This window comes from Saccharothrix espanaensis DSM 44229, assembly GCF_000328705.1.
Taxonomy (GTDB): Bacteria; Actinomycetota; Actinomycetes; order Mycobacteriales; family Pseudonocardiaceae; genus Actinosynnema; species Actinosynnema espanaense.
Map to the genome: position 1 here is coordinate 5,425,457 of NC_019673.1, position 22,751 is coordinate 5,448,207.

Here is a 22,751-nt window from a genome sequence, read left to right on the forward strand (position 1 = left end):
GCCACGGGGAGCCGAGAGCGCCAACGGTCACGAGCCGTCGTTCGACCTCCACAGCCACGCCTGCGCCTCGAACGTTTTGACCGCAACGGACACCCGCTCGAACCGCTCCGGGTCCAGCCCCGGCGCGCCCTCCGCGACCACGTAGTCGTGCAAGCGGTCGGAGACCATCGCGACCACGTCGGCGTCCGGGTGGTCCAGGACCGCTTGGCGCAGGGGGCCGCTGTCCAGGAGTCGGCCCATCACCAGGGCGACCTTCCCGCCGAAGCCGAGCGCCGCCACGCCGACCGGGCCCACGTCCAGCGCCAGGCGCAGCCGCAGGCGGTCGCGGTAGGTCGTGTTGTCCTGCCCCATCCGGACCACCACGCGGTCCAGCAGGATCGGGAGCACGCGCTGGACGTCGACGTCGTGCGGCAGGAACACCAGCAGCCCGTCGCCGGTGCCCTGGTGGTCGGTGTCGGCGAAGGTGAGGCCGAGGTCGGCGAGCAGACCGGCCACCAGCGCCTCGACCCGTTGCTGGAGCAGCACTTCCTCGAACGTCGTGCGCCCGCTGTACTGCACCACGTCGAGCATGAACCCCATCCGGATCGCCCGGCCGACCGGGCGGGGCGGCACGGCCGGGGCGACCGGCGCGGGCACCAGGTCGCGGATGGTCCGGGCCAGGCCGCGGCTGCGCTCCACCTGGTCCAGCGTGTCGCCGAGCTGGGCCAGGAACCACTCCGCCAGCCCCTCGTCCGCGGGCAGCGGCCGGGGCCGGAACGCGGCCATGTTCACCCGGGCGATCTCGACCGACTTGCGCATCCGCTCGACCCGGTCCGCCGCCACGACGAGCCCGGCCTCGTCGCCGCGCAGCTCGTCCGCGAGCGCGGCCCGGTCACGACCGGGCTCGACACCGCCCACCCCGGCACGGGCGGTGCCGTCGAGGTCGGTCCGGAGTTCGTCGACGTGCGTGTCCACCTGCGTGCGCAGCCGGGTGAGCCAGTCCTCGTCGCGCTGCCACACGCCGACGTGGTGGCGCAGCTTCACCGCGTGCAGGAGGTACCGGGCCAGCACGGGCATCGCCGGGTCGCCCCGGCTCCACGTGCACGCGCTCAGCTCGGGGTCCTTGTCCGGCGGCGCGAACGCCACGATGTCGCGCACCGGGCCGACCGTCAGATCGGGCTCCCACAACGTGACGTCGTCGTCCCAGCGGTACGGGCGGTCCCAGCGCACGGTGTCGCGCAGGTGTGTCGGCAGGTGCGGGCGCACCTCCCCCACCGGCAGCTTGGCCTGGTAGACCCGGGTGACGCCGAGCAGGACGCCCACGTCGCCGGCGATCTCGGCCCACCACCGGTCGAACTCGATCCACCCCGGCGGCACCCCCGCCCCGAGGCCCTCGGCCGACGGCGAGACGAGCAGCAGCGACAGGTTCAGCACGTCGTGCGCCCGCCGGAGCACCAGCTGCGCGTCCACCGCCGTGTTCTGCGCCGCGGCCAGCGGCCCGTCCGGGCCCCGGTCGAGCGCCGCGGGCGGCGTGCCGGGCAGGCCGGTGGGCGCGATGGGTTCCGCGGTGCCCAGCAGGTCCTGGCAGCGCTGCCAGGTCTCCTGGACCCACTGCCGGCCGCGCCGGGCGGGCCGTCCGGTCGACGGGGCGAAGGCGTGCACGACCAGCTCCTGCTCAGCCGCCACCGCGCCGCTCCTCCGGCCCGGTGCCGCGCAGGCTGTCCACCCGCTCGTTGCGGCGTTCGAGGACGACCGGCGGCACGGGTGTCGTGGGCTCGGTGCCGATCGGCGTCGCCCGGATCGGCGACACGAGTTCCAGCGCGCCGACCACCTCGCGCAGCCGCACGTCGTCGCCCGCCCGGCCGGCCGCGCCGAGCTCGTCCAGCAGCTCGGCGACCCGCTCCCACCGCCGGGCGGTCAGCTGCCACTTGATCAGGTCGTCGAGGACGTCGAGGGCGTCGGCTACCGACTGCTGGTCCACAGTTCCTCCTCCGGGTCTCCGGGCCGCACGGCCGGGGTGGAGTACCCGTCACCGATGATGCACAGGCTCGCCCACGCCGACGGCGGCGCGGCCGGCTGCCAAGCCAGGTAGTCGACCTGCGCGCGGTGCAGCGCCGCCGCCGGCGACAGGTCGCGCAGGTAACCGTAGAACGAGGCCATGATCCGGGCGGCGGGCGCGCCGCCGACGTCCACCGACCCCGCCAGCACCCAGCGCGCGCCGGCCAGCAGCGCCGCCGTCGGCAGCCCGAACGGTTCGGTTGCGACGACCTGCACCACCCGGCCGGTCCAGCACGACGCGGTGATGAACGCCTCCGGCAGCGAGGCGGTGAGCAGGTCGGCGGCGGTCAGCTGGTCGTCGGGGGCCAGGGACAGCGCCTGGGCCAGCCCGGCGCGGGCCGCGCCGTCGATGTGCGTGCCCGGTCGGACGGCGGGCGGACTGCCGTGCGCGCTGACCACCACAGCCGAGAACCGGTCGGCGGCGGCCAGTGCAGCGCGCAGCCGGTCGCCCGGGACCGACGTCACGGGCGCGAGCGCCTGGTCCAGCGCGCGCCGTTCCTTGGCCGCGCCGGGGAGACCGGGGTCGAGGAACGCCAGCACGCCGGTGCCCGGACGACGTGGCCGGGACCGCAGCGCGATCCACAGCGGGAAGCTCGGCACGAGCGAGAGCTGCGCGAGTTCGGCCAGGAACCGCCCGCCGACGCGCACCGCGGCCACCGGGACCGGCCCGAGCAGGCCGCCGGTGGAGACGACCAGCGGTGGCGGCGTCGCGGCGGCCGCCAGCTCGGCGGCGAGCCCGGCGGGGATCACGGCCTCGCCCAGCAGTGCCAGGTCGTCGTTCTGCGGGTCCCAGCCGACGTCCGCGACCGCGTCCGCGTACCGGGACAGGGCTTCCAGCACGGGGCCAGGCAGCGCGGCCTCGTCCACGAGCGGGGGCTGCCCCGCGCGCAGCCACACGCGCGTGCACGTGCCGCCGTCGTCCTCCATCACGTCGAGCAGCAGCGCGTGCCCGCCGGGCGGCAACGAGGAGAGGACGTCCTCGACACCGGTCCCGCTGCTGCTCAACGCCTGGCGCAGCTCGGTGGACGTCGCGTGCTCCAGTTCCCGGTACAGCCCCGGGAGCAGTCCGTCCGGGTCGGCTTCGGCGGTGATCAGGGCGATGCGGGCGACGAGGTCGCTCAGCCCGGGAGACAGGCGGGCACCGGCCCGCACGAAGGCCGCCAGCGCTTCCGACCGCGCGGCGGTGGCGACCACGAGGGCGGTGCGCCCGTCGCCGGCGCGCACCGCGCACCGCATGGCCAGCGCGTAGGTGGCGTTGTTGCCCAGGTAGAACGACCGGCGGTCGTCGGGGTCGCCGAGCCGGCGGCCGTCGTCCTCGTCCAGCGTGAAGCTCGCGACCGCGTGCGGCAGCGCCTCGCCGATCCGCCCCGCTTCGACGTGCTGCCGGGCGATCTGGTGGTGGGCGATGCTCGCCGCCCCGCGATCGGCGTCCTGGTCGAGCAGGGCGAGCGCCCGGGTGAAGTGCTCCAGCGCCCGCTCGGGCCGCCCGGAGTCCCGGGCCAGGAAGCCGCGCTCCAACTCCACCGCCGACAGCCCGCGGTGCGGCCCGTCCGGAGCGCCGTCGAGCCCGAACACCGCCTCGGTCTGCGCGAGCAGGGCCTCGGCCTCGGCGAGCCGGCCGCGCAGCCGGGCCACCTGGCCGAGCAGCCGGGTCGCGACCGCCCGGTTCGTGGGTTCCCCGCCCGCCAGCCGCAGCGCCTGCCGCAGCCGGGTCTCGGCGCGCGCGTAGAGCTCCGGTCGCAGCGATCCGGCGACCAGGTCGAGGAAGCCCAGGCGACGGGCGACGGCCGCCGCACCGAGGCGACGGCCCGCCCGCAGGTAGCCCGCGAACGCCTCGCCGTACCGGCGTCGCGCGCCCTCCTCGTCGCCGACCTGGTCGAGCACGGCCCCGAGTTCCCGCAGCGCGTTGGCGACGCCGACCCGGCGGCCGATCCCGGCGTAGCGCTCGCGCGCCTGCTCCAGCAACGCCCGCGCGGCGTCGAAGTCCCGGGCGATCCGGGCGGACACCGCCTCTTCCCGGCAGATGTTGGCCAGCAGCAACTCGGCCTGCTCGACGGTGCCGCCGCCCTCCTGGTACGCCGCCGCCGCGCGCCGGGCGGCCACCAGGCACTCGCGGGCCTTGGCGAACTGGTCGAGGTGGTGCGCGATCGTGGCCCGGCCGAACTGCGCCTGCCCCGCTTCCAGGAAGTCGCCGATCTCCGACGCGGTCCGCACGGCCCGCGCCAGCACGTCGTCGGCGAGCCGGAACTCGCCCTGGTACCGCAGCACGATGCCGAGTTCGCGCAGCGCCTCGCACTCCAGCGACCGGTGCCCGGCCCGCTCGGCGAGCGCGACCGCGTCGGTGAGCCCGCTCCGCGCGGCGGGGTAGTCGCCTCGCGCGCCACGGACCCAGGACCACTCGATCAGGACCCGGCACCGCAGCCGTGAGTCCGGCACGTCCTCCGCCACGAGACCGGTCAGCAGCGCCTCCGCCTCCGCGAGGTCGTGCCGGTCGACCGCGGCGCTCGCGCGCGCCACGCGCGCCTCCAGGTCAGCGCCCATGCCGCAGTGGCATTCGCGGTCGCCGCGCGCGGTCGGCCGGGGAAGCGCACGTCGCCACCGCGATCCTCCCCGGACGGTTGAACACCCCGTCACGACAACGTGCGGGACGAGTGGTCCTCGATCTTCGTCCAACCGAGACCGCCGCTGTACGCAGAATTACGGACTCCAGGCGACGGTCCCGCCACCAATTCGAATTCACCCGGAATCTACCGTTCCGAGGAATGCTCGCGCAGGCACGACACCCCCACCTCTCCGCTATCCGGGTGAACACCTCCGCGCCGGGGCGGAGATCGCCTCTACCGGCACCGGCCGCCTGGTAACAAACGTCCATCGGCTCACGATCACCGTTCGTCGCACGACCGAAAGGGGCCGGATGACCGACGCGGACCTGCCTGGTTTCTTCCACGACGCGGAGCGGGTGTCGGACGAGGGAAAGCGGCAAACCCTGTTGCTGAGCCGATTACGACTGGTGAGCGCCATCGTCGCGGCCTTGGGCGGCGCGCTCACGTGGAAGCTCGGCTCCTACAACCTGTGGGGGTTCGTGTCGCTGGCCGGGTTCCTCCTGGCGCTGTTCGCCGAGATCCTGCTGTGGGTGCTGCACCCGGAGCAGAAGTGGAACGGGGGCCGCGCGGTCGCCGAGGGCGTCAAGTCCCTGGCGTGGCGGTTCGCCGTGGCGGGCGACCCGTTCCCGGCCCCGCTCCCGCAGGCGAAGCACGACCTGCGGGAGAAGATCGGCAAGGTGGTCGAGGCCCACGGCAGGCACCTCGGGCTGGCCGGCGCGAACCCGTCGAGCACCGGGCCGATGGCCGAACTGCGCGCCAAGTCGTTCGAGGAGCGCAAGCGGGAGTACCGCGAGACCCGCGTGCTCAGGCAGAAGGACTGGTACGCCCGCCGGGCGAACGAGAACGAGGCTCGCACGGTCCTCTGGCGGTACCTGCTGATCGGCGGCGAACTCGTCGCCGTCGTGCTGGCGCTGCTGCGCGCGGTGGACGTGTGGGACGTCGACATCTCCGGCGTGATGGCGGCGGCGGTGGCCGGCGGCGCGGCGTGGCTGGGCCTCAAGCAGCACCAGGGCCTGTACATGACGTACTCGGCGGCGGCCAGCGACCTGGCCCTGCTGCACGAAGACCTCGCCGACGTCCCCGAGGACGGCTGGGCGGCGGCGGTGGCGGACACCGAAGACGCCATCGGCCGTGAACACTCCGCCTGGCTCGCGTCCCGACCGAGCGCGGCATGACGACAGGAGGCCCCGCCGTGGAGCCGTTGACGATCTTCGTGGCGATGCCGAACACGACGCTCGGCGAGAACGCGAAGTGGAAGAGCATCGAGCGGGTCAAGTCCGCCCTGTAAGAGCCGATCGCGAAGGCCGTCGGCGAGCGGCTGGGGCGGCCGGTGGAAGTCGTCATCGAGAAGGACCGGCAGGAAGCCGGCCCCATCCACCACACGATGTTCAAAGAAGCGCTGCAGGCCCCGGTCTACATCGCCGACCTCACCGGAGCGAACCCCAACGTGTACCTCGAACTGGGGGTCCGCTGGGCGCTGCGGGACAACGTGACGATCCTGGTGTGCCAGGACCCCGCCGACGTCAGGTTCAACGTCGCCCCGAACCGCGTGGTGTACTACACCGGCGACATGGACGAGGTCGCCACGGCGCGCGACAGCATCGTGACGATGATCATCAACGGCCTCACCCGCAAGCACGTCGACAGCCCGGTGCGCCACGGGTACGACCTGGTCACCGTCACCCGCGCCCACCTGAAGGTGCTCGACGACAAGGTCGCGGAACTCGAACACTCGCGTGGCGACGACCTGCTGGCGACCGCCATGGACGACCAGACCCCGTACCCGGACCGGGTCCGCCTGCTGCGCCAGGCACTCGACCTCAACGAGGCCCGCGCGGACGTGAACGGCGCGCTGGGCATCGAACTGCGCGACGTCGCCGAAGACCTGGTCCCCGCCATCAACCACCTCGATCGCGCGACCCGGCTGCAACCCGAGGCACCGAAGTGGTGGCGTGAGCTCGGCATCGCCCAGAGCCGCAAGGGCCAACTCGAAGCAGCGGTCAGGTCGCTGTCCGAAGCGGTTCGGCTGGATCCCGCGGACGCCGGCGCGCACTCGTCCCTCGGTGGTGCCCAACGGCGGCCGGCCCGCGCCACGGGGGACGTGGCCGAGCTGCGCCGGGCCCGGGACTCCTACCGCCGGGCCGGCGAGGTGAAGCCGGACGAGACCTACTCCTTGGCCAACCTGGCCCGCCTCGACGTGGTGCCGGCCGACGACGACGCCCAGCGCGCGGCGGCCGTGGGCGCGTTCCGCCGGCTCAACCCCTTGGCGACGTGGCTGACCGAGGGCAAACAGGCCACGTGGCCCTGGCTCGACCGCGCCGACATCCTGGCCTTCCACGGCGACACCGCCGCCGCTCTCGACGCGCTGCGCACGGGCATGGGCCAGTTCGAGCCGGAGAAGCGGCCGGAGAACGCGCGGACCGCGGCGGAACCGTTGCGGGACATGGTGGCCACGGGGTGGCTGGACGACTCGATCGCGGGGGCGTTGCGCGCGTTGATCGGGGAGTACGAGAAGTACGCCTGACCGGTCGGCGGTAAATCGCTGTCCCGCCGGCGGAGCGCGGTGCTAGACATTCGCGGTGGCGAAGACTCTGGAGTTCCCTGCTCTCCTGCGGCTGATCGACGAGCGGTCGGTCGCGTTCCGGGCCGCCGTCGCCGCTGCTCCCAGCCTCGACGCGGAGGTGCCGACCTGCCCCGGGTGGACGTTGGCCGACCTGGTGCGGCACCTGGGCGAGGGGCGTCGCCGGTGGGCGGGCATCGTCGCCGCCGGGCCCGCCGACACCCGCCCGGACGTGGCAGACGACGCGGTCGTGCCCGAGGAGCGCGAGGCCCTGCTGGAGTGGCTGGCCGCGTCGACGCGGCAGCTGCTCGACGCGCTGCGCGAGGCCGGTCCGGATCGCGGGTGCTGGACGTGGTGGGGCGACTCGCAGTCGCCGCAGACCGCCGGTGCCGTCGCCCGGCACCAGCTCCAGGAGATCGCGGTGCACACCTACGACGCCCAGCTCACCGCCGGCACCCCGCAGCCGCTGCCGGTCGAGGTGGCGCTCGACGGCGTTGACGAGTTCCTGGTCACCTGCTGCGCGACGACGTCCGCCTGGCCGCACGCGCCCGCCGTTGTCGACTACCACGCCACCGAAGGCCGCTCCTGGCGTCTCCGGCTCTCCGCCGACGGCGCGCACACCACCCCGGGCACCGGCGACGCCCCAGCCGACGCCTCCGCCACCGGCACGGCCGGCGAGCTGGTCCTGGCCCTGTACGGCCGCAACCCCGTCGACGCCCTCACGCTCGACGGCGACCGGCAGGTGTTCGACCAGCTCGTGGCCTGGGACCCGAGCGCCTAGTTCGGCCTGCCCGCGCGCGGGCACCGACGCGGAGTCGGCTGCCGAACGCGAAGGAGGTCCGCGGATTCCGCGTCGGCGACGACGTCCGTGGGAGCCCAGCTCACGATGCAGGGCGCGGACCAAACGGGCCTGGGCCTCCTGGCGGTGACCAACGCGGGTTCCGCGCCGGTCAGGGGTTGCTACCAGAGCACCGGCGGCTGGTTCTTCCAGTACAACAGGGTCTGATCCGCGACGCCCGAGCGCCGAACCGACGGGCGAGCGCGTACAGCGTGAGCGCCAGTCCGGCGCCCTGCACGCCGCCGACCAAGCACCGGCGCACCCAGTCGAAGGCACTGACTTGGCTCACCGGATCTGCCAACGCGATACCCGCCCAGACAACAGGAATCGTCGCAGTGGCAGCACGGCGGCCGGGTGGGCGAACGTGAACGGCACGTCGACGGCTCGTCTTCTCGTAGCTGCACGGCCACAAGCCAGCGGATTCCTTGCTGGTCACTGAATGCTAGGCCGGACCAAGCCGGTGAAATCGCGCCTCCACAACGTCTTCACCCGTTCCACGCGCGAAGCGCACACGGGGCGGCCACGTCCGGCGACCTCCACGAACGCGTTCCCACGCCGCGAGCCGCGCACCTCGACTGTACGATCGCACCGGATTCCGGGTGCCGAAACAGGAGGCCGAGTTGACGGGGACGACGGTGGCCGAGGTGACGGCCGAACTGGCCGCGCTGGAGGACCCGAGGATCCGCGAGGTGAACGAGAAGCACGGTGACGACCACGGGGTGAACCTCGGCAAGCTGCGCGCGGTCGCGAAGAGGCTCAAGACGCAGCAGGAACTCGCGCACCTGCTCTGGGCGACCGGCGACACCGCGGCGCGGCTGCTCGCGACCCTGGTCTGCCGCCCGAAGGCGTTCGAGCACGACGAGCTGGACGCCATGGTGCGCGAGGCCGGCACCCCCAAGGTGCACGACTGGCTGGTGAACTACGTCGTGAAGAAGAGCCCGCACGCCGAAGCGCTGCGCGTGGCGTGGTCCGCCGATCCGGACCCGGTGGTGGCGAGCGCGGGCTGGGCGCTGACCACCGAGCGCGTGGCGAAGAAGCCCGAGGGGCTCGACCTCGCCGGCCTGCTCGACGTCATCGAGGCCGGGATGAAGGACGCCCCGGACCGCCTCCAGTGGGCGATGAACCACTGCCTGGCCCAGATCGGCATCGACCACGCCGAGCACCGCGCCCGCGCGCTGGACATCGGCGAGCGCCTCGAAGTGCTCAAGGACTACCCCACTCCGCCGAACTGCACGTCCCCGTTCGCGCCCGTCTGGATCACCGAAATGGTGCGCCGACAGGAGAATCCCTGAGGCAACGCGCGACCACGCCAAGCGCTCGGCCGGAAAGCCCCGGCCGAGCGACGTGCCACACCTCTGGCCGAAGCCGGCTCACCAGTTGCGACGACCTGTGGGATCCGCCGTCTCACACCTGGCCCACGCCACCGGGGCGCGGTGCCGCGGTCAGGAGAACAGCTCGCCGAGGGCGATCGGGGCCGGGCGGTAGGCGGGGGGCCGCGTGCCCATCAGCTCGCGGACCAGGAAGTCCCAGCAGCGCGTGCGGACGTAGGCCAGGCAGTCGGTCAGCGTGTGCTCGGCCTCCGGCACGATGAGCAGCTTGAAGTCACTGCCCGCCAACCGGTCGGCTGTGTCCACATTGGACGTGCGGGCCCATGCGGCCGGGTTGTCCGGGCCGTCGTAGTTCTCCACGAAGCCCGGGTTGAAGCAGCGGGCGTCGCGCGCCGCGGCGAACCCGCCGCCGGAGTGGCCGAACGCGCCCACCCGGTCGGAGGTCCAGCCACGGCCGGGTCCGGGCCATCTGGGTCAGCGCCGCCACCACGAAGCCCAACTCCGCCAGCGGTTCCGCGTCCAAGCCCGTCCCACCGGGGTCGAAGCTCGGGGCGACCCGCTCGACCTGCGGGCCGGGGTAGAGGGTGTCCACCACCGGTAGCGGCGGGCCGGGTCGAACCCGCGCGGCCGGTACAGCACGCCGTACACGTCGGTCACGCCGTCGGCCGCCTTGACCCGGAACCGCTCCGGCGGCGTCCAGCCGGTGGTCACGAGCCTGGTGACGTCGGCGCGTTCCAGCTCGACCAGCACCCGACCGGACCAGAGTCCGGCGACCAGACCACCGCGGGCGGCAGGTGCGGCAGGCCGATCTTGCGCAACAACGTGCTGTTGCCGGTGCCGGCCGGGCCGGTGCCGTACTGGTGGTCGGGTCCGCCGTCGGTGGTCAGCGCCCACTCGCGGCCGTCGGACAGCGAGCGCGCCCACAGGTCGGGCCCGCGCTGGGACACCGCGACCGTCCGATCGGGCGAGAGCACCTCCAGCGGGGTGCCCGGCGGCGTGAACTCGGCCCGTTCGCAGGTGTAGTCGTCCAGGCCGCACCGCCAGTACTCGCCGAACGCGACGAACTCCACGGCGTCGCCGACCGGTTCGACGGCCGCGAACGGGAGGGCGTCCGGGTCGACCGGCTGTTCGGCGGCGTCGGCCGGCGCGGCGGCGAGCCGGCCGTGGTCGAAGGCCGGTTCGCGGGTGCCCGCCGCCGGGTCGACCAGCACGAACCGCCGGCCGGCGCCGTCGGCCACCGAGTAGCGGAACCGCGCGCCGCCGTCGGCCCACTGCGGGCGGACCTTGTCCCCGACGACGAGCTGGCCGGGGCGGGCGGGACGCTCGGCGGCCTGGTCAGAGGCTGCGGGCGGCGATGTCGCCGTGGGCGGTGGTCGCCTGGATGGTCAGGGCCGCGACGCCGTCGGCGTTCTTGAGCGAGTTGTGGATCCGGCCGTGGGAGGTGCCGGCGTCCAGCGACGCGGAGACCCCGGCGGCGGCACCGACCGACACGTCACCCGCCTGGGTGCGCAGGACGACCGCGCCGCGCACGGCCTCGTCGATCCGGATGTCGCCCTTGGCGGTGCTGATCTCGGCCGGACCGGTGAGGCGGCCGATCGAGACGTCACCGGCCTGGGTGGTGAGCCGGGCGCTCGCGGCCTCGTCCAGCTTGATCGAGCCGGCCGAGCCCTCGAACACGACGTCGCCGAGCCGGCCGACGCCGCGCAGCTCCGCGCCGGGCGCGGTGGCCTCGACCCGGGAGCCGGCGGGCAGCTGGACCGTCACCTCGACGGCCCCGGAGCTGCCGAAGAGCTGGTTCTTGACCGAGGACCGGATCCTCAGCACGCCGTCGGCGTACTCGACCTCGGTCTGCTCGGCGACCTTCACGTCACGGCTCTTCGAGGCGTCGGCGGGCAGGACCTCGACGGCGGTGTCGGAGCGGTCGGCGGCGATGAACCGCACGCGCCCGGCGGGGACGTCCAGGACGGTGGAGATCGGGGTGGGGGTGTCGAAGGTGCGCATCGTGCTCAGCTCCTGTGCTCCGTTGTTTCTGATAGTCGAAACGCTACGTTGCGTTCAAATATCAAGCAACAAGTTCGTTGCACCCGATACGGATCAGTGCACGTCAACGCCACTCTTTCGTTGCAATGGTTGTGATGCTAATGCAACAGATCATGGTCGTTCATTGCAATGAGATGGCGGTGAACGCTATCCTGGTGCTCCGCAGGAGCAGAGGGGGGATCACGGTGCCGGGAGGCAGGCTCACCCAGCAGGAACGCCGGCAGATCGCGCTGGGCCTGGCCGACGGCCTCGCCTACGCCGAGATCGCCAGGGGGCTCGACCGCCCCACCTCGACCGTCACCCGCGAGGTGCTGCGCAACGGCGGCCCGGCCGGCTACCGCGCCGACCTGGCCCACCGCGCCACCGAACGCCGCGCCCACCGCCGGGGGCCGACCGCGCCGAAAGGCGCGCAGGCACCCCCACCCGCCCACGGGCGCGACGCCGAGGCCGTGCGCGAGTACGAGGAGTCGTTCACCACGCTGCTCATGCAGTCGGGCCTGCCCAAGATGCCGGCCCGCGTCCTGACCTGCCTCTACACCACCGACGCGGGCAGCCTCACCGCCGCCGAACTGGTCGCACGGCTTCAGGTCAGCCCGGCGTCGATCTCCAAGTCGATGGCGTACCTGGAGAGCCAGGGCCTGGTCCGCCGGGAGCGCGACGACCGCCGCCGCGAGCGCTACCTCGTCGACGACGACGTCTGGTACCAGTCGATGATCGCCGCCGCCCGGTCCAACGCGCAGTTGGCCGAGAGCGCGCGGCAGGGCGTCGGCATCCTCGGTCCCGGCACCCCGGCCGCCACCCGGCTGGAGAACATCGCCCGGTTCGTGGACTTCGTCGGCGAGAGCATCACCCGTGCCGCCGAACAGGCCCGCGAGATCCTCTACACGAAACCCGGGACACCCCCGGACCAGGACTGACCGCGGTCAGTAGGCGATGGCCTTGTCGGCGAACCGCTGCGCCGGCCGCACGCCCTGCGCCGCCGGGTACGAGACGCGGTCGGGCACGCCGTCGGAGGTGTAGCGAATCGCCGGGTTCGCGGCCAGGTGGTCCAGCCAGGTGGTCGAGCCGTAGCGCGCCTCGTCGCCGGACGCGTCCTGGGAACGGATGCGGGGCACGTTGAGCGGGTCGAACTCGTCCGCGTAAGGCGACGGTGCCGGGTTCGCGCCCACCAGCAGGACGCACGAGTGCTCGTAGGACGTGCCGCCGGACGACCCGCGCAGCGCGAGTGACGCCGTCCCGGGCACGGCACCGAACGGCAGGGCGAGGCTGGTGACCGGGTAACCCGGCACGGCGGCCTGGATCTCGCGCAGGCCCGACGCGATCGCCTCCTGCACCTGCTCGTCGCCGGCGGCCGACAGGTTCGTGTGCTGCTGCGTGTGGTTGCCGATCTCGAAGTCGTGGTCGCGCAGCCAGGGCAGCACGCCCGCGCCGTCCGACGTGCCGAACGGTGCCGCGTTGACGTACAGGCTGGCCACCGGGCGGAACCCGGGGTGGCGGGCGGCGACGTCGAGCAGGATCGCGACGGCCGTGCCGGGTGCCGGGCCGCCGTCCGGCCCCAGGGCGAACTGGGTGGGGTCGCCGTCGTCGAAGGTCAACACCACCGGATGACGTCCCGCCGGGAGGTCGATCCGGCCGGTGGCGTACTCGACGGCGGTCACCGGGACGTAGCCCTCGCCGGCCAGCCGCTCCAACTCGGCCCGGAACCCCTCCGGCGTGCGGTCGTAGACCGACGTCGGCTGCGCGGTCAGCCGGTGGTACATCAGCACCGGCACCTGACCCAGTTCGTTGGCACCGATCGACGCCGGGTCCGGCGGCGTCGACGCGGGCGGTGCGGACGAGGGCGCGGCGGGGGAGGTCTCGGCGGGGGAGGTCTCGGCGGCCGGGGCGGCCTGCACGGCGGCCTCCGGTGTCTCGCCGGCCGGCTGGCCGCCGCACGCGCAGCAGACGGCCGCGACGAGCGCGAGGGCGAGCGGACTCCGACGGGTGGGCGCGGGTGCGTCGTTCACACCTCGAATGGTGGCGGCTGCGGGGCGAACGCAACACCGGGGGAACGAAGTACCCACCATCGAATGATGTTGCGTTTGGGAGGCGACGCGGCGGGCTAGTCGCTGATTGACTGTGCCGGACCCGGAGAGCTTAGGAGTTTACCGGTGTCACATGGACCAACCAGGGCCAAGCGCATCCTGGTGCCGCTAGTCGCAGTCGTCGTCCTGTTGTTGGTGGCGGGCACCGTCACCACGATCGTGCACAGCCGCGATGTCGGGCTCGCCGTCACCGACCTCGCCGACGGCACACCGATCACGCCCACCGGCGTCGACCGGGTGGCCATCACCACGGCCGACCCCGCCGACCTCGCCCAGGTCTCGGTCCAGGTGGACGGGAGACCGGTCGAGGTGGACCGCGCCGGCGGCCGGCTGCGGCTGGCCGGCCTCGACCTGGCCGAAGGGGCGCACACGCTGTCCGCCCGCGCGCCCAACCCGCTGCCGTGGATGCCGGACGAGACCGTCGAACGGACCTTCACCGTCGACGCCACACCTCCCGCCGTGGTGGTCGAGCCCGCCGAGGCGAGTTCGCCGCGCGGCCCGCTGACCGTGCGCGGCACCGCCGACGGCGCGGACACGGTCCGGCTCGGCGACCGCGAGGTGCCGGTGCGCGACGGGAAGTTCGAGGCGTCCCTCGACGCCGTGCCGACCGCGCTGCGGGTGCGGGCCGACGACCGCGCCGGCAACACGGTGGAGCACGACGTCGCCATCAAGGTCACCCACCCGGGGATGCGCGCGGTGCACCTGAGCGCCACCGCGTGGGCGACCCCGGAGCTGCGCGACCCGGTGCTGGCGCTGGCCCGCGAGCACCGGATCGACACCGTGCAGCTCGACATCAAGGACGAGAGCGGCGAGATCGGGTACGACTCGCAGGTCCCGCTGGCCCGGCAGGTCGGCGCGAACCGGAACTACTACGACGCCCGCGCCGCGCTGGACCAGCTGCACGGCATGGGTTTGCGGGTGGTCGGGCGCGTGGTGGCGTTCCGCGACCCGGTGCTGGGTCGCGCGTCGTGGGAGTCCGGTGCCCGCGACCGGGTCACCCAGGACACCTCCGGCGCGGCCTGGTCGGCCCACTACGGCGAGTACTCCTTCACCAACTTCGCCAACACCGAGGTGCGCGACTACAACATCGCGATCGCCAAGGAGGCCGCGCAGCTGGGCTTCGACGACATCCTCTACGACTACGTGCGCCGGCCCGACGGCCCGCTCGGCCGGATGGCGTTCCCCGGCCTGGCCACCACCCCGGAGCAGTCCATCGTGGACTTCCTGCGGGACAGCCGCGCGGCGGTGCGCCCGCTCGGCGCGTACCTCGGCGCGTCGGTGTTCGGCATCGCCGCGCACAGCCCCGGTGACGTGGCGCAGGACATCCCGGGCATGTCGCCGCACGTCGACTACGTCGCCCCGATGGTCTACCCGTCGCACTGGGGTCCCGGCGAGTACGGGGTGGGCAACCCCAACGCCCAGCCGTACGACATCGTGCGCCCGTCGGTCGCGAACTTCGTGGAGCTGACCCGGGGCAGCGGCGCGGTCGTCATCCCGTGGCTCCAGGCGTTCTCGCTGGGCCACCACTACGGTCCGGGCGAGATCCAGGCCCAGGTCGCGGCGACCCGGGACGCGGGCGCGCCGTCGTTCCTGCTGTGGAACGCGGCGTGCGCGTACGGGGATTCGGGGCTGGAGCCCGCATGAGAGCGGTGCCCGTCGTCTACGTGACCGGGTTGTGCCTCGCGACGACCGCGGTGCTGGTGCTGGAGTTCGGCACCGCACCGCGGCCGGCGGCGGTGCGGTGGCCGGTGTCCGGCGTGCCGGCGGTGTCCGAGCCGGCACCGCCCGCGCCGACCGGGCACGTCGCCGACCTGCCGGAGGGCCTGCCGTTCCCGCAGCGCGGCGCGGGAACGTGGCACGTCGTGCCCGGCACGTTCGGCAGCGCGGGCACCGCGTACTCGGTCGAGGTGGAGGACGGGACCGTGCCGCCACGCGACGAGGACAACTTCGCGGCCGTGGTGGACTACGCCCTCGCCCACCCGCGCGGGTGGGCGCGCACGGGCGAGGTGTTCCACCGCGTCGACGGCGGCACCGAGCCCGACCTGCGCGTCCGGCTCACCTCGCAGGAGACGGCCCGGCGGTTGTGCGGCTTCGAGCTGCCGTACGACGTCTCGTGCCGGATCGGCTCGGAGGTCCACGTCAGCGCCGCGCGGTGGTTCCGCGGCGCGCACACCTACCGGGGCGAGCTGCGCTCGTACCGGCTGTACGTGGTCAACCACGAGGTGGGCCACTTCCTCGGCCGCGGGCACGAACCGTGCCCGGCGGACGGCGGGCCCGCGCCGGTGATGATGCAGCAGACGTTGAGCACCGCCAACGACGAGCTGGCCGCGATCACCTCCGGCGTGGACCAGGGCGTGACGATCACCGCCGACGGCAAGGCGTGCACCGCGAACCCGTGGCCGACCGGCTGACCGGGCTGGCGGGGCCGACCGGGCTGACCGGGCTGACGGGCTGACCGGGCCTGCCGCGTCAGTCGAGCAGGGGGTCCAGCGGCACCCGGGGGTCCGGTGCCGGCGGGGCCGGGGTGAGCGGTGGCCCGGCCGGGTGCTGGAGGTTGATCAGCACCGGGTGGCCGTCGGTGTCGAACTCGATCACCCCGGACCGCCCGGCGGTCAGCGCCCGGTCGATCTCGGCGAGGATCTCCAGCAGCACCAGTTGGGCCTGTTCGAGGGTGTCGGCGTGGGTGATGACGTACTCGTGGCTGCGGCCGCGCTGCCCGTCCGCGTCGCCGTGCAGCTGGACGACGACCCCGAACGGCCGGGGCGGGTCCGGCGTGAGCAGCAGGGCCGCGCCGATCCGCAGCAGGAGGTCGGCGCGCACCAGACCGCGGTCGAAGGTGGGCAGCCACACCTGTGGGGTCCCGGTTGAAACGCTGGTCACGTCCCCAATGTAAGAGCACCGGCACCGCTCCCGACCTCACCCGATCGGCAAACTCCCGGATCGGGTGAGTCACCCGCCCGACAACGACAGCGCGCAATCGACCCTTCCCATCCGAAAAGGAGCCGGTAGCCGATGCCCCCGGACCGTGGCGATGCCGCGCCGGCCGAACGGCGCGTCGATCTTGCGGCGCACGGCGCTGACGTAGACCTACGTCGCCGACGGCGACACACCAAACCCACCGTCAATCTGCGTTGACACAGCGGGCGCGAGTGATGACGTTCCGGATACAGTTGACCACCGTTCGTAGGTGCTGATCACGTGCACGGTGCTCCATACTCGCGTTCGGCGCGGCGGCCTTCCCTGCACCCTGCCTCGGCCGCCGGGCTCGTCTGGAGGTCTGACGATGAAGGTATGGGTAGGTCTTGTCTCGGCGGCGCTGTTGCTGCTCGGGACCAACTCCGCAGTCGCTCAACGGGACACCACTCCGTATTTCTGGCAGGTCCCGGGAGCCAGTGAGCACGTGCTCGAAGAGGCCGGCTTCGACGTCGAGCACGGCGACGGCGGTGCCGTCCAAGTGGTCGGCGACCGCCGGGTGGCCGACCGGCTGGTCGCGCTCGGCTACCAGCCGAAGAAGTTCGACACGGTGTACAAGCCGGTGCCGCCCGGCCGCACCGGGGACGTCGGCGTGCAGACGTACTACGGCGGCTACCGGACGGTGGCCGAGCACCACAAGCACCTGACCGACGTGGCGGCGGCGTACCCGGCGCTGACCCAGGTCCACGACATCGGTGACAGCTGGCGCAAGACGCGCGGCCAGGGCGGGCACGACATCAAGGCCATCTGCATCACCAAGAAGCAGGCCGGCGACTGCGCGCTGAACCCCGACTCGACCAAGCCGCGGTTCGCGTTGATCGCGCAGCTCCACGCGCGGGAACTGGCCACCGGCGAACTCGCGTGGCGGTGGATCGACCACGTCACCAAGGGGTACGGCACCGACGCCGAGGTGACGTCCATCCTGGACACCACCGAGCTGTGGGTGGTGCCGATCGTCAACCCCGACGGCGTCGACATCGTCGCGTCCGGCGGCAACCAGCCGCTGATGCAGCGCAAGAACGCCAACAACACCGGTGCCACGTGCTCCGCGCCGAGCTACGGCGTCGACCTCAACCGCAACTCCTCGTTCAAGTGGGGCAAGGCCGGCACCAGCCGGTGCGGCGAGACCTACCAGGGCCCCGCGGCCGCCTCGGAACCGGAGACCAAGGCCGTCGAGGCGTGGTTCAAGCAGCTGTTCCCCGACCAGCGCGGCCCCGGCGACACCGAGCCCGCACCGGTGACGACCAAGGGCGTCATGATCACCGTCCACAGCTACGGCAACCTGATCATGCCGCCGTGGGGCTGGACGTGGAACGCGAACCCGAACGCCTCGGGCCTCGCGGCGCTGGGCCGGAAGATGGCGGCGTACAACGGGTACACGGTGAAGGCGGAGGGTGACACGACCGGCACGACCGACGACTTCACCTACGGCAACCTCGGCATCGCCAGCTACACCTTCGAGATCGGCTCGGGCAGCGGCACCTGCGGCGGGTTCTTCCCGCAGTACTCGTGCGTCGACAGCCTGTTCTGGCCGAAGAACAAGGGAGCGTTCCTGACCGCGGCCAAGGCCGCGAAGGCGCCCTACGCGGGGTGATCCCCCGCTCGACCCCGCGGCCGTGACCGGTTTCCGGTCACGGCCGCGGCCGACCTCAGCCGTTCATCGCGGCGATGAGGTGGTCACGGCCTTGCGCGCCGGTCTTGCGGAAGACGGACTTCAGGTGGTCGTTGACGGTGTGCACGGACAGGTCGAGGCGGCGGGCGATGTTCTTCGGGGCCGCACCCGAGTGGAGGTGTTCCACGACTTGGCGCTCGCGGGCCGTCATGCCGTACCAGGAGCAGAACGACGGCAGCAGCTGCGCGGCGGTCGCCGCCTGGATGACGACGGCCACGTCACCGGAGCCGTCCTGCAGGCGCTCGGCCTGGCAGGCGATCCACCGGCCGTAGCTCGCCGCCGGCCCCAGCACCAGCACCGGCTCGGACCGGGTGCGGGCCAGGGCGGACAGGCCCGCGAAGAAGGTCCGGCCGGTCCACTCCGGCGCGCGCAGCCGGGCCTCCAGGTCGCTGCGCCAGGCGAGCGCGGCGGGGGTGACCGCGCGGATCCCGTGGTCCGGGCCGAGCACGAGCACGCCCGGCGGCGGGCTCGGCGCCGCGACGGCCGGCGGCCCCGCGGTGACGTGCCGGCGCAGGAACGCCGCCAACGCCGGCGCGAGCCGTGCCGCGTCGGCCAGGTCCCGCTCGCCGAACGGCCGGGCACCCCGGGCCCGGATCAGCCCGAGCGTCCCCCACACCCCGCGCCCGTCGCGCAGCAACACCCGCAGCTCGCCACCGACGCCGTGCGCCGCGAACAACCGCCGCACCACATCGTCCCGGCCGCCCTCCCCCGCCACCACGACGGGCCGCCGGGCGGAGTCCTCCCACCCGAACGGGTCGTCCCCGGCGTAGCAGCCGCTCAACAGCGCCTGCCCGAAACCCGCCTCGTACCCGTGCCAGAAGCTGAACGACGCGGGCCCCGCCCCGGCCGCCGGCCCGACCCCGGCCATCCGCAACCCGTCGTGCGGCACCACGGAGGCCACCACCCGCGAAACCTCCGCGCCCAGCTCCTCCCACCCGGCACCCTGCCCGGTCGCCGCGGGCAACTCACGCAGCAACCGCTCCCCCGAACGGTCCATGCGACCGAGTGTGGCCCCACCCACCACACCCCGCAACGCCATAACGCCCGGCGCGGTTGAGCAGGGGGCGGGCCGGGACGAAGGCGCGCGGGCCGAAGAACAGCACGTCGGCGAGCAGTCCGACCACGCCGGACTCGCACCGACCTCAGCGGCGCAGGCTCACGACGGTACTCGGCGGCATCCACCGACCGAACGGGACGATCGGCGCGTCGCGATGGCACGCCCGGCGGTGGCAGGTCGGTGGGCCCACGGCCGCGCTGGTGACTTGAGCACCGTGGGCCAGGTCTAGAACCGGTCGGCGGTCATGAGAGGTGGGCGAGGACGTTGATGATCGTGCCGCCCGGGTCCTCGACGAAGAACCGGCGCACGCCCCACGGCTCGTCCCTGATCGGGTAGACCACGCGCAGACCTCGTTCGAGCGCGGCGGTGTGCGCGGCGTCGACGGCCGCCGGGTCGCCGAGGTCGAGGCCGAAGCTCGGCTCCGGGTCCTCCGTGCCGGGTGGAGGGATGATCACCTGCGCCGACGGGTTGGCCGGCGACACGAGCCCCAGCACGTGGTCGCTCATCGCGACCTCCAGGCCGAGCACCTCGGTGTAGAACGCCTGCGAGGCGGGCAGGTCGGTCCCCCGGGCGTACGCCACGATCCTCGTCACGGACAAAGCGCCGGCCTCCTGTGGTCGTGCTGTGGGTCCTGGGCCGCCAGCCTGCCGCGCCGGCCCGCCCGGCGTATTGGACGAATGCGAAACGCGCCTACCGCACGAGAGGCACGTGGTTGATCCCGCCGCCCCGACCGCGCAGGTAGGCGGTCGGCGAAAGGCCGCTGTGGGCGCGGAACTCGCGGACCAGGTGCGCCTGGTCGTAGTAGCCGCGCCGCACCGCGAAGGCCGACCACCCCAGCCGACCGACCTCGTCGATGGCGGCCAGCACCGAGCGGAACCGTTGCAGGCGCTGGTAGCCCTTGGGGCTGAGCCCGATCTCGGTGCGGAACACCTGCTGCACGCGCCGGGAGGTCAACCCCAGCCGGTCGCCGAGGTCACCGACGCCGGGGTGCCCCGGGAACCGGGAGAGCCACCTGGTCGCCGCGTCGACCGCCGGATGGGGAGCCAGGTTCGCGCCCGCCAACCGCTCGCCCAGCACGGTTTCGAGCACTCGGAGGGTGCGGGTCGCGTCAGGTGCGGCGAGCAGCCGCTCACGCACCCGCGCCGCGCTCGCGCCCCACAGGTCCTCCAGGGCCACGTGCCGGTTGGACAGTTCGGACAGCGGCACGTCGACCAGGGCTCGGGCCCGTCCGGGTCGGAAGACCACGCCGACGACGTGCGAGGGCCGCGTGCCGTCGAGCAGGTAGGCGTGCCGGTAGGGCCCGGCCACCAGCGCACCGGGCAGACGTCGACAGGTGCCGGAACCGTCGGGCATCCAGAAGCACTCCGCGGCGAGGTTGACCACGAGTTCGACCGCGCCGGTCGGCAGCCGCAGTTCCACTCCCCGACCGGGGCCCGCGGACTCGTGCAGCCAGAGCAAGGCCACGAACTCGCCCACCAGCCCGCCGGGTGCCACTGACCTGAACATCGTGTCCGCACGATACCTCCGCGAGGCCGAGGGGTCGTGTCGGAAGCACGGTCACGCGGGTGTGCGGTCCTGCTCCGCCGGTGGCTCGGCGGCCTGCGGTGGCGACTCGGCGGCCGGGTCGTTCCGGTCGGGCCGGTTCCCCGATTCCGCACAATTCGTGCCGGGCGATTCCGTCATTCGACGGAATCGCATAAGGCTCATGCAACACGTGAATGGACGCCCCGCGCCCGGTCAATGGACGATCTGCGACGACCCCGAACACCGCGTGGCGACCCCGCGCGGTGCCGCGGGTGCGGGGAGGGGCGTCACATGCGCGGCTTGGTGCGGTGGTTCGAGGGGCACGTGCTGCGCGTCGGCCTGATCGGGTTGATCGAGGCGGCGCTCGCCGTGCTGTCCTTCGGCGCGGTGCTCAGCGCCGTGTTCGGCGGCCCGGCGGCCAAGACCGCGGCCGTGGTCGTCGCGGTCCTCGGCGTGCTCGCCACCTTCGCGGCGCTGGTCGCCAACCGCCGGCGCGGCGAAGCCGACCGCCTGCGGGACCGGCGGCTGACGGCGCGGTACTGCGACCTGGTCCACCACGCGATCGGCGCGCCGCTGCACTACCTGAGCTGGGACGACGTGACCGTGATCGACAGCCGGGGCGACGCGGTGGAGACGATCGCCGTCCGGGCCCGGGTCGAGGCCGACCAGGCGCACTTCTTCCGCTTCCGGATCGGCCCGGCCTGGGACCAACCCGAGCGGCAGCGGACCAGGGTGGTCTGCCGGGTCCGCACGCTGGTCGGCGGGGCGGCCCGGGGTCCTCGTTGCGACACCACGGAAACCTGGCTGGCCGACGGCAGGCTGGAGGTGATCGCGCACCTCGCGTCGCCGGTGAAGGTTGGGGACGAGCTGCGGCTCGTGATCGACCTGGAGTGGCCCGGCATGTGCGCGCCCCTGGTCCGCGAGCGCGAACCGGACGACTACTTCCTGCGCTTCGCCCGCCCCGCCGACGAGGCCCGGTACGTGATCGTCCTGCCCGAGGGCGAGGACACCTACGCCGAGCCCATCGGCTTCGCCGACGGCGACCGCGGCTACGACCTGACCGTGAAACCGAACGACTCGGGCCGCGTCCAGGTCACCCTGACCGCCTACGACATCCCGGCCCGCCACCGCTTCGGCGTCCGCCTGGACCTGAAGTAGGCAACGCCCGACCCGACGCCGGGCGTTGCCGGGGTGTTCAGTCGTCGTCGGTCTTGTCGCCGCCCACGAGCGCCCTCCCTGACTCCGTCGATCTACTCTCGGTCGGGACCGTCGACGCGGATGACCCGACAGGCCGAATGTGATCATCACCGGCGCTGTCTCACGTGGTGGTCCCGGATGGCCGTGACCGGTCGCGCCGAACTGCCGCGTCCCCACCACCGCCGCGCACGCCGGTCCCGGTCCGGAGCAGAGCGGCCCGACACACCTTGTCCAGCCAGGCGAGTTCCCGGTCCCAGCCGTCCTCCGACGCCGTGATCGCGCCCAACGCCTCCCACACGCCGGCCGCCGTCCACGCGGCGAACCTGCGGTGCGCGGTGGCCCGCGAGACCCCGAACACGGGCGGCAGCTCCCGCCACGGGCAGCCCGAGACCAGCACGAAGACCACCGCCGCGAGCGAGGTCCGATCGTCCCTGGGCTCGGTGCCGCCCCCTTGCCGCCGCCGCTTCCACTCGGGCAGCTCCGGGCTGATCAGCTGCCACAGGCGGTACGGCACCAGCCGCTCGACAAGATCTTCCGACACGGCCTGGATTGTCATGTCGGACAACGACATGAGATGTCGTATTCCACGCGACATCGGCCACGCGTCGCCCAGTGGTCGACTCGACTGGTCCAACGGCTGAGGAGAATTCCGCCGCGCCTATTTTTCGCCCCACGCATCCGAGCACCGGTCATGAACAAAGCGCAGATCGGGGCCGGCCACCGCACAAGGCGTACTACGGCACGACGGAACACCCGACGACGCCGACGTCAACGCTCCAGACGGGCCGAGGACGCACGCTCGACCGCTCGCGTCCGCGCTCCACCGACCGTCGGACCG

At 73.2% G+C, this 22,751-nt stretch carries 23 protein-coding genes; 10 read left to right on the plus strand and 13 right to left on the minus strand.

Features of this window, described 5'->3' with window-relative positions:
* Positions 1-27: 27 nt before the first annotated feature.
* Genes BN6_RS42300 through BN6_RS23500 form a run of 3 tightly spaced genes read right to left on the minus strand, consistent with a single transcriptional unit; the run spans position 28 to position 4,578 of the window.
* Positions 28-1,665 carry a CATRA conflict system CASPASE/TPR repeat-associated protein gene (locus BN6_RS42300; RefSeq protein ID WP_015102239.1) on the minus strand — a complete coding sequence of 546 codons (1,638 nt, stop codon included), beginning with the start codon at positions 1,663-1,665 and terminating at the stop codon, positions 28-30.
* Positions 1,655-1,960 carry a CATRA system-associated protein gene (locus tag BN6_RS23495; protein WP_015102240.1) on the minus strand — a complete coding sequence of 102 codons (306 nt, stop codon included), beginning with the start codon at positions 1,958-1,960 and terminating at the stop codon, positions 1,655-1,657. Before BN6_RS23495 ends, BN6_RS42300 begins: the two co-directional genes overlap by 11 nt.
* Positions 1,942-4,578 (minus strand): CHAT domain-containing protein, encoded by a 2,637-nt coding sequence (locus BN6_RS23500; protein ID WP_041313739.1) that lies wholly within the window; start codon positions 4,576-4,578, stop codon positions 1,942-1,944. The genes BN6_RS23495 and BN6_RS23500 overlap by 19 nt, the downstream gene beginning before the upstream one ends.
* Before the next feature lie 373 nt (positions 4,579-4,951).
* Here BN6_RS23500 and BN6_RS23505 point away from each other — a divergent pair, with 373 nt between their 5' ends.
* The 5 genes from BN6_RS23505 to BN6_RS23520 all read left to right on the plus strand — a co-directional run bounded on the left by BN6_RS23505 (position 4,952) and on the right by BN6_RS23520 (position 9,330).
* Positions 4,952-5,815 (plus strand): DUF4231 domain-containing protein, encoded by an 864-nt coding sequence (locus BN6_RS23505; protein WP_015102242.1) that lies wholly within the window; start codon positions 4,952-4,954, stop codon positions 5,813-5,815.
* A gap of 155 nt (positions 5,816-5,970) precedes the next feature.
* Complete coding sequence (locus BN6_RS23510) at positions 5,971-7,164, plus strand: tetratricopeptide repeat protein (RefSeq protein WP_015102244.1); 1,194 nt, start codon at positions 5,971-5,973, stop codon at positions 7,162-7,164.
* Positions 7,165-7,219: 55 nt separating this feature from the next.
* Entirely contained in the window at positions 7,220-7,981 is a 762-nt protein-coding gene (locus tag BN6_RS23515) for a maleylpyruvate isomerase family mycothiol-dependent enzyme (protein ID WP_015102245.1), read from the plus strand.
* An 87-nt stretch (positions 7,982-8,068) separates the two neighbouring features.
* Positions 8,069-8,206 carry a hypothetical protein gene (locus BN6_RS46845; protein ID WP_015102246.1) on the plus strand — a complete coding sequence of 46 codons (138 nt, stop codon included), beginning with the start codon at positions 8,069-8,071 and terminating at the stop codon, positions 8,204-8,206.
* A gap of 452 nt (positions 8,207-8,658) precedes the next feature.
* A complete protein-coding gene (locus tag BN6_RS23520; RefSeq protein WP_015102247.1) occupies positions 8,659-9,330 on the plus strand; it encodes a DNA alkylation repair protein in 672 nt (223 codons plus the stop codon).
* A gap of 150 nt (positions 9,331-9,480) precedes the next feature.
* On the opposite strand, the gene BN6_RS49035 is transcribed toward BN6_RS23520, so the two are convergent.
* The 4 genes from BN6_RS49035 to BN6_RS23530 form a co-directional block, all read right to left on the minus strand.
* Positions 9,481-9,798 carry a hypothetical protein gene (locus BN6_RS49035; RefSeq protein ID WP_015102248.1) on the minus strand — a complete coding sequence of 106 codons (318 nt, stop codon included), beginning with the start codon at positions 9,796-9,798 and terminating at the stop codon, positions 9,481-9,483.
* Positions 9,799-9,840: 42 nt separating this feature from the next.
* Positions 9,841-10,116, minus strand: a complete 276-nt coding sequence (locus tag BN6_RS49040; RefSeq protein WP_051075704.1) for a hypothetical protein — start codon at positions 10,114-10,116, stop codon at positions 9,841-9,843.
* Positions 10,074-10,604, minus strand: a complete 531-nt coding sequence (locus BN6_RS49045) for a hypothetical protein (protein WP_015102249.1) — start codon at positions 10,602-10,604, stop codon at positions 10,074-10,076. The genes BN6_RS49040 and BN6_RS49045 overlap by 43 nt, the downstream gene beginning before the upstream one ends.
* A gap of 97 nt (positions 10,605-10,701) precedes the next feature.
* Positions 10,702-11,367 carry a DUF4097 family beta strand repeat-containing protein gene (locus tag BN6_RS23530; protein WP_015102250.1) on the minus strand — a complete coding sequence of 222 codons (666 nt, stop codon included), beginning with the start codon at positions 11,365-11,367 and terminating at the stop codon, positions 10,702-10,704.
* A 224-nt stretch (positions 11,368-11,591) separates the two neighbouring features.
* Between BN6_RS23530 and BN6_RS23535 the strand changes: the two genes are divergently transcribed.
* Entirely contained in the window at positions 11,592-12,323 is a 732-nt protein-coding gene (locus tag BN6_RS23535; RefSeq protein ID WP_041313741.1) for a MarR family transcriptional regulator, read from the plus strand.
* Between the two features lie 6 nt (positions 12,324-12,329).
* Here the strand turns inward: BN6_RS23535 and BN6_RS23540 are convergent, their stop codons facing one another.
* Positions 12,330-13,472, minus strand: a complete 1,143-nt coding sequence (locus BN6_RS23540; RefSeq protein WP_015102252.1) for a polysaccharide deacetylase family protein — start codon at positions 13,470-13,472, stop codon at positions 12,330-12,332.
* 84 nt (positions 13,473-13,556) lie between these two features.
* Here BN6_RS23540 and BN6_RS23545 point away from each other — a divergent pair, with 84 nt between their 5' ends.
* Together BN6_RS23545 and BN6_RS23550 are read left to right on the plus strand one after the other, a co-directional pair.
* Positions 13,557-15,134, plus strand: a complete 1,578-nt coding sequence (locus BN6_RS23545; RefSeq protein ID WP_015102253.1) for a putative glycoside hydrolase — start codon at positions 13,557-13,559, stop codon at positions 15,132-15,134.
* A complete protein-coding gene (locus BN6_RS23550) occupies positions 15,131-15,901 on the plus strand; it encodes a DUF3152 domain-containing protein (protein WP_015102254.1) in 771 nt (256 codons plus the stop codon). The genes BN6_RS23545 and BN6_RS23550 overlap by 4 nt, the downstream gene beginning before the upstream one ends.
* Before the next feature lie 58 nt (positions 15,902-15,959).
* Here BN6_RS23550 and BN6_RS23555 read toward each other — a convergent pair whose 3' ends face one another.
* Positions 15,960-16,370 (minus strand): hypothetical protein, encoded by a 411-nt coding sequence (locus tag BN6_RS23555; protein ID WP_148302980.1) that lies wholly within the window; start codon positions 16,368-16,370, stop codon positions 15,960-15,962.
* Positions 16,371-16,773: 403 nt separating this feature from the next.
* Between BN6_RS23555 and BN6_RS23560 the strand changes: the two genes are divergently transcribed.
* A complete protein-coding gene (locus BN6_RS23560) occupies positions 16,774-18,057 on the plus strand; it encodes a M14 family zinc carboxypeptidase (RefSeq protein ID WP_015102256.1) in 1,284 nt (427 codons plus the stop codon).
* 55 nt (positions 18,058-18,112) lie between these two features.
* On the opposite strand, the gene BN6_RS23565 is transcribed toward BN6_RS23560, so the two are convergent.
* From BN6_RS23565 to BN6_RS23575, 3 genes are all read right to left on the minus strand, one after another.
* On the minus strand, positions 18,113-19,132 hold the full coding sequence (locus tag BN6_RS23565) for a helix-turn-helix transcriptional regulator (protein WP_041313744.1): 1,020 nt from the start codon (positions 19,130-19,132) through the stop codon (positions 18,113-18,115).
* A 302-nt stretch (positions 19,133-19,434) separates the two neighbouring features.
* Positions 19,435-19,785, minus strand: coding sequence for a VOC family protein (locus BN6_RS23570; protein ID WP_231904733.1), 351 nt, complete (start codon positions 19,783-19,785; stop codon positions 19,435-19,437).
* A gap of 97 nt (positions 19,786-19,882) precedes the next feature.
* Positions 19,883-20,698 carry a DUF6597 domain-containing transcriptional factor gene (locus BN6_RS23575; protein WP_015102259.1) on the minus strand — a complete coding sequence of 272 codons (816 nt, stop codon included), beginning with the start codon at positions 20,696-20,698 and terminating at the stop codon, positions 19,883-19,885.
* Positions 20,699-21,007: 309 nt separating this feature from the next.
* Here BN6_RS23575 and BN6_RS23580 point away from each other — a divergent pair, with 309 nt between their 5' ends.
* On the plus strand, positions 21,008-21,874 hold the full coding sequence (locus BN6_RS23580) for a hypothetical protein (protein WP_015102260.1): 867 nt from the start codon (positions 21,008-21,010) through the stop codon (positions 21,872-21,874).
* Between the two features lie 160 nt (positions 21,875-22,034).
* Here the strand turns inward: BN6_RS23580 and BN6_RS23585 are convergent, their stop codons facing one another.
* Positions 22,035-22,454 (minus strand): transposase, encoded by a 420-nt coding sequence (locus BN6_RS23585; protein ID WP_158509417.1) that lies wholly within the window; start codon positions 22,452-22,454, stop codon positions 22,035-22,037.
* Positions 22,455-22,751 lie beyond the last annotated feature (297 nt).

Bases quoted from the DNA above. Each gene is read 5' to 3' on its own strand.
- BN6_RS23550 (WP_015102254.1), top strand. From the start codon at position 15,131: ATGAGAGCGGTGCCCGTCGTCTACGTGACCGGGTTGTGCCTCGCGACG.
- BN6_RS23560 (WP_015102256.1), top strand. From the start codon at position 16,774: ATGAAGGTATGGGTAGGTCTTGTCTCGGCGGCGCTGTTGCTGCTCGGG.
- BN6_RS23575 (WP_015102259.1), bottom strand. From the start codon at position 20,698: ATGTTCAGGTCAGTGGCACCCGGCGGGCTGGTGGGCGAGTTCGTGGCC.
- BN6_RS23540 (WP_015102252.1), bottom strand. From the start codon at position 13,472: ATGGTGGGTACTTCGTTCCCCCGGTGTTGCGTTCGCCCCGCAGCCGCC.
- BN6_RS23565 (WP_041313744.1), bottom strand. From the start codon at position 19,132: ATGGACCGTTCGGGGGAGCGGTTGCTGCGTGAGTTGCCCGCGGCGACC.
- BN6_RS23530 (WP_015102250.1), bottom strand. From the start codon at position 11,367: ATGCGCACCTTCGACACCCCCACCCCGATCTCCACCGTCCTGGACGTC.
- BN6_RS23505 (WP_015102242.1), top strand. From the start codon at position 4,952: ATGACCGACGCGGACCTGCCTGGTTTCTTCCACGACGCGGAGCGGGTG.
- BN6_RS23580 (WP_015102260.1), top strand. From the start codon at position 21,008: ATGCGCGGCTTGGTGCGGTGGTTCGAGGGGCACGTGCTGCGCGTCGGC.
- BN6_RS23500 (WP_041313739.1), bottom strand. From the start codon at position 4,578: ATGGGCGCTGACCTGGAGGCGCGCGTGGCGCGCGCGAGCGCCGCGGTC.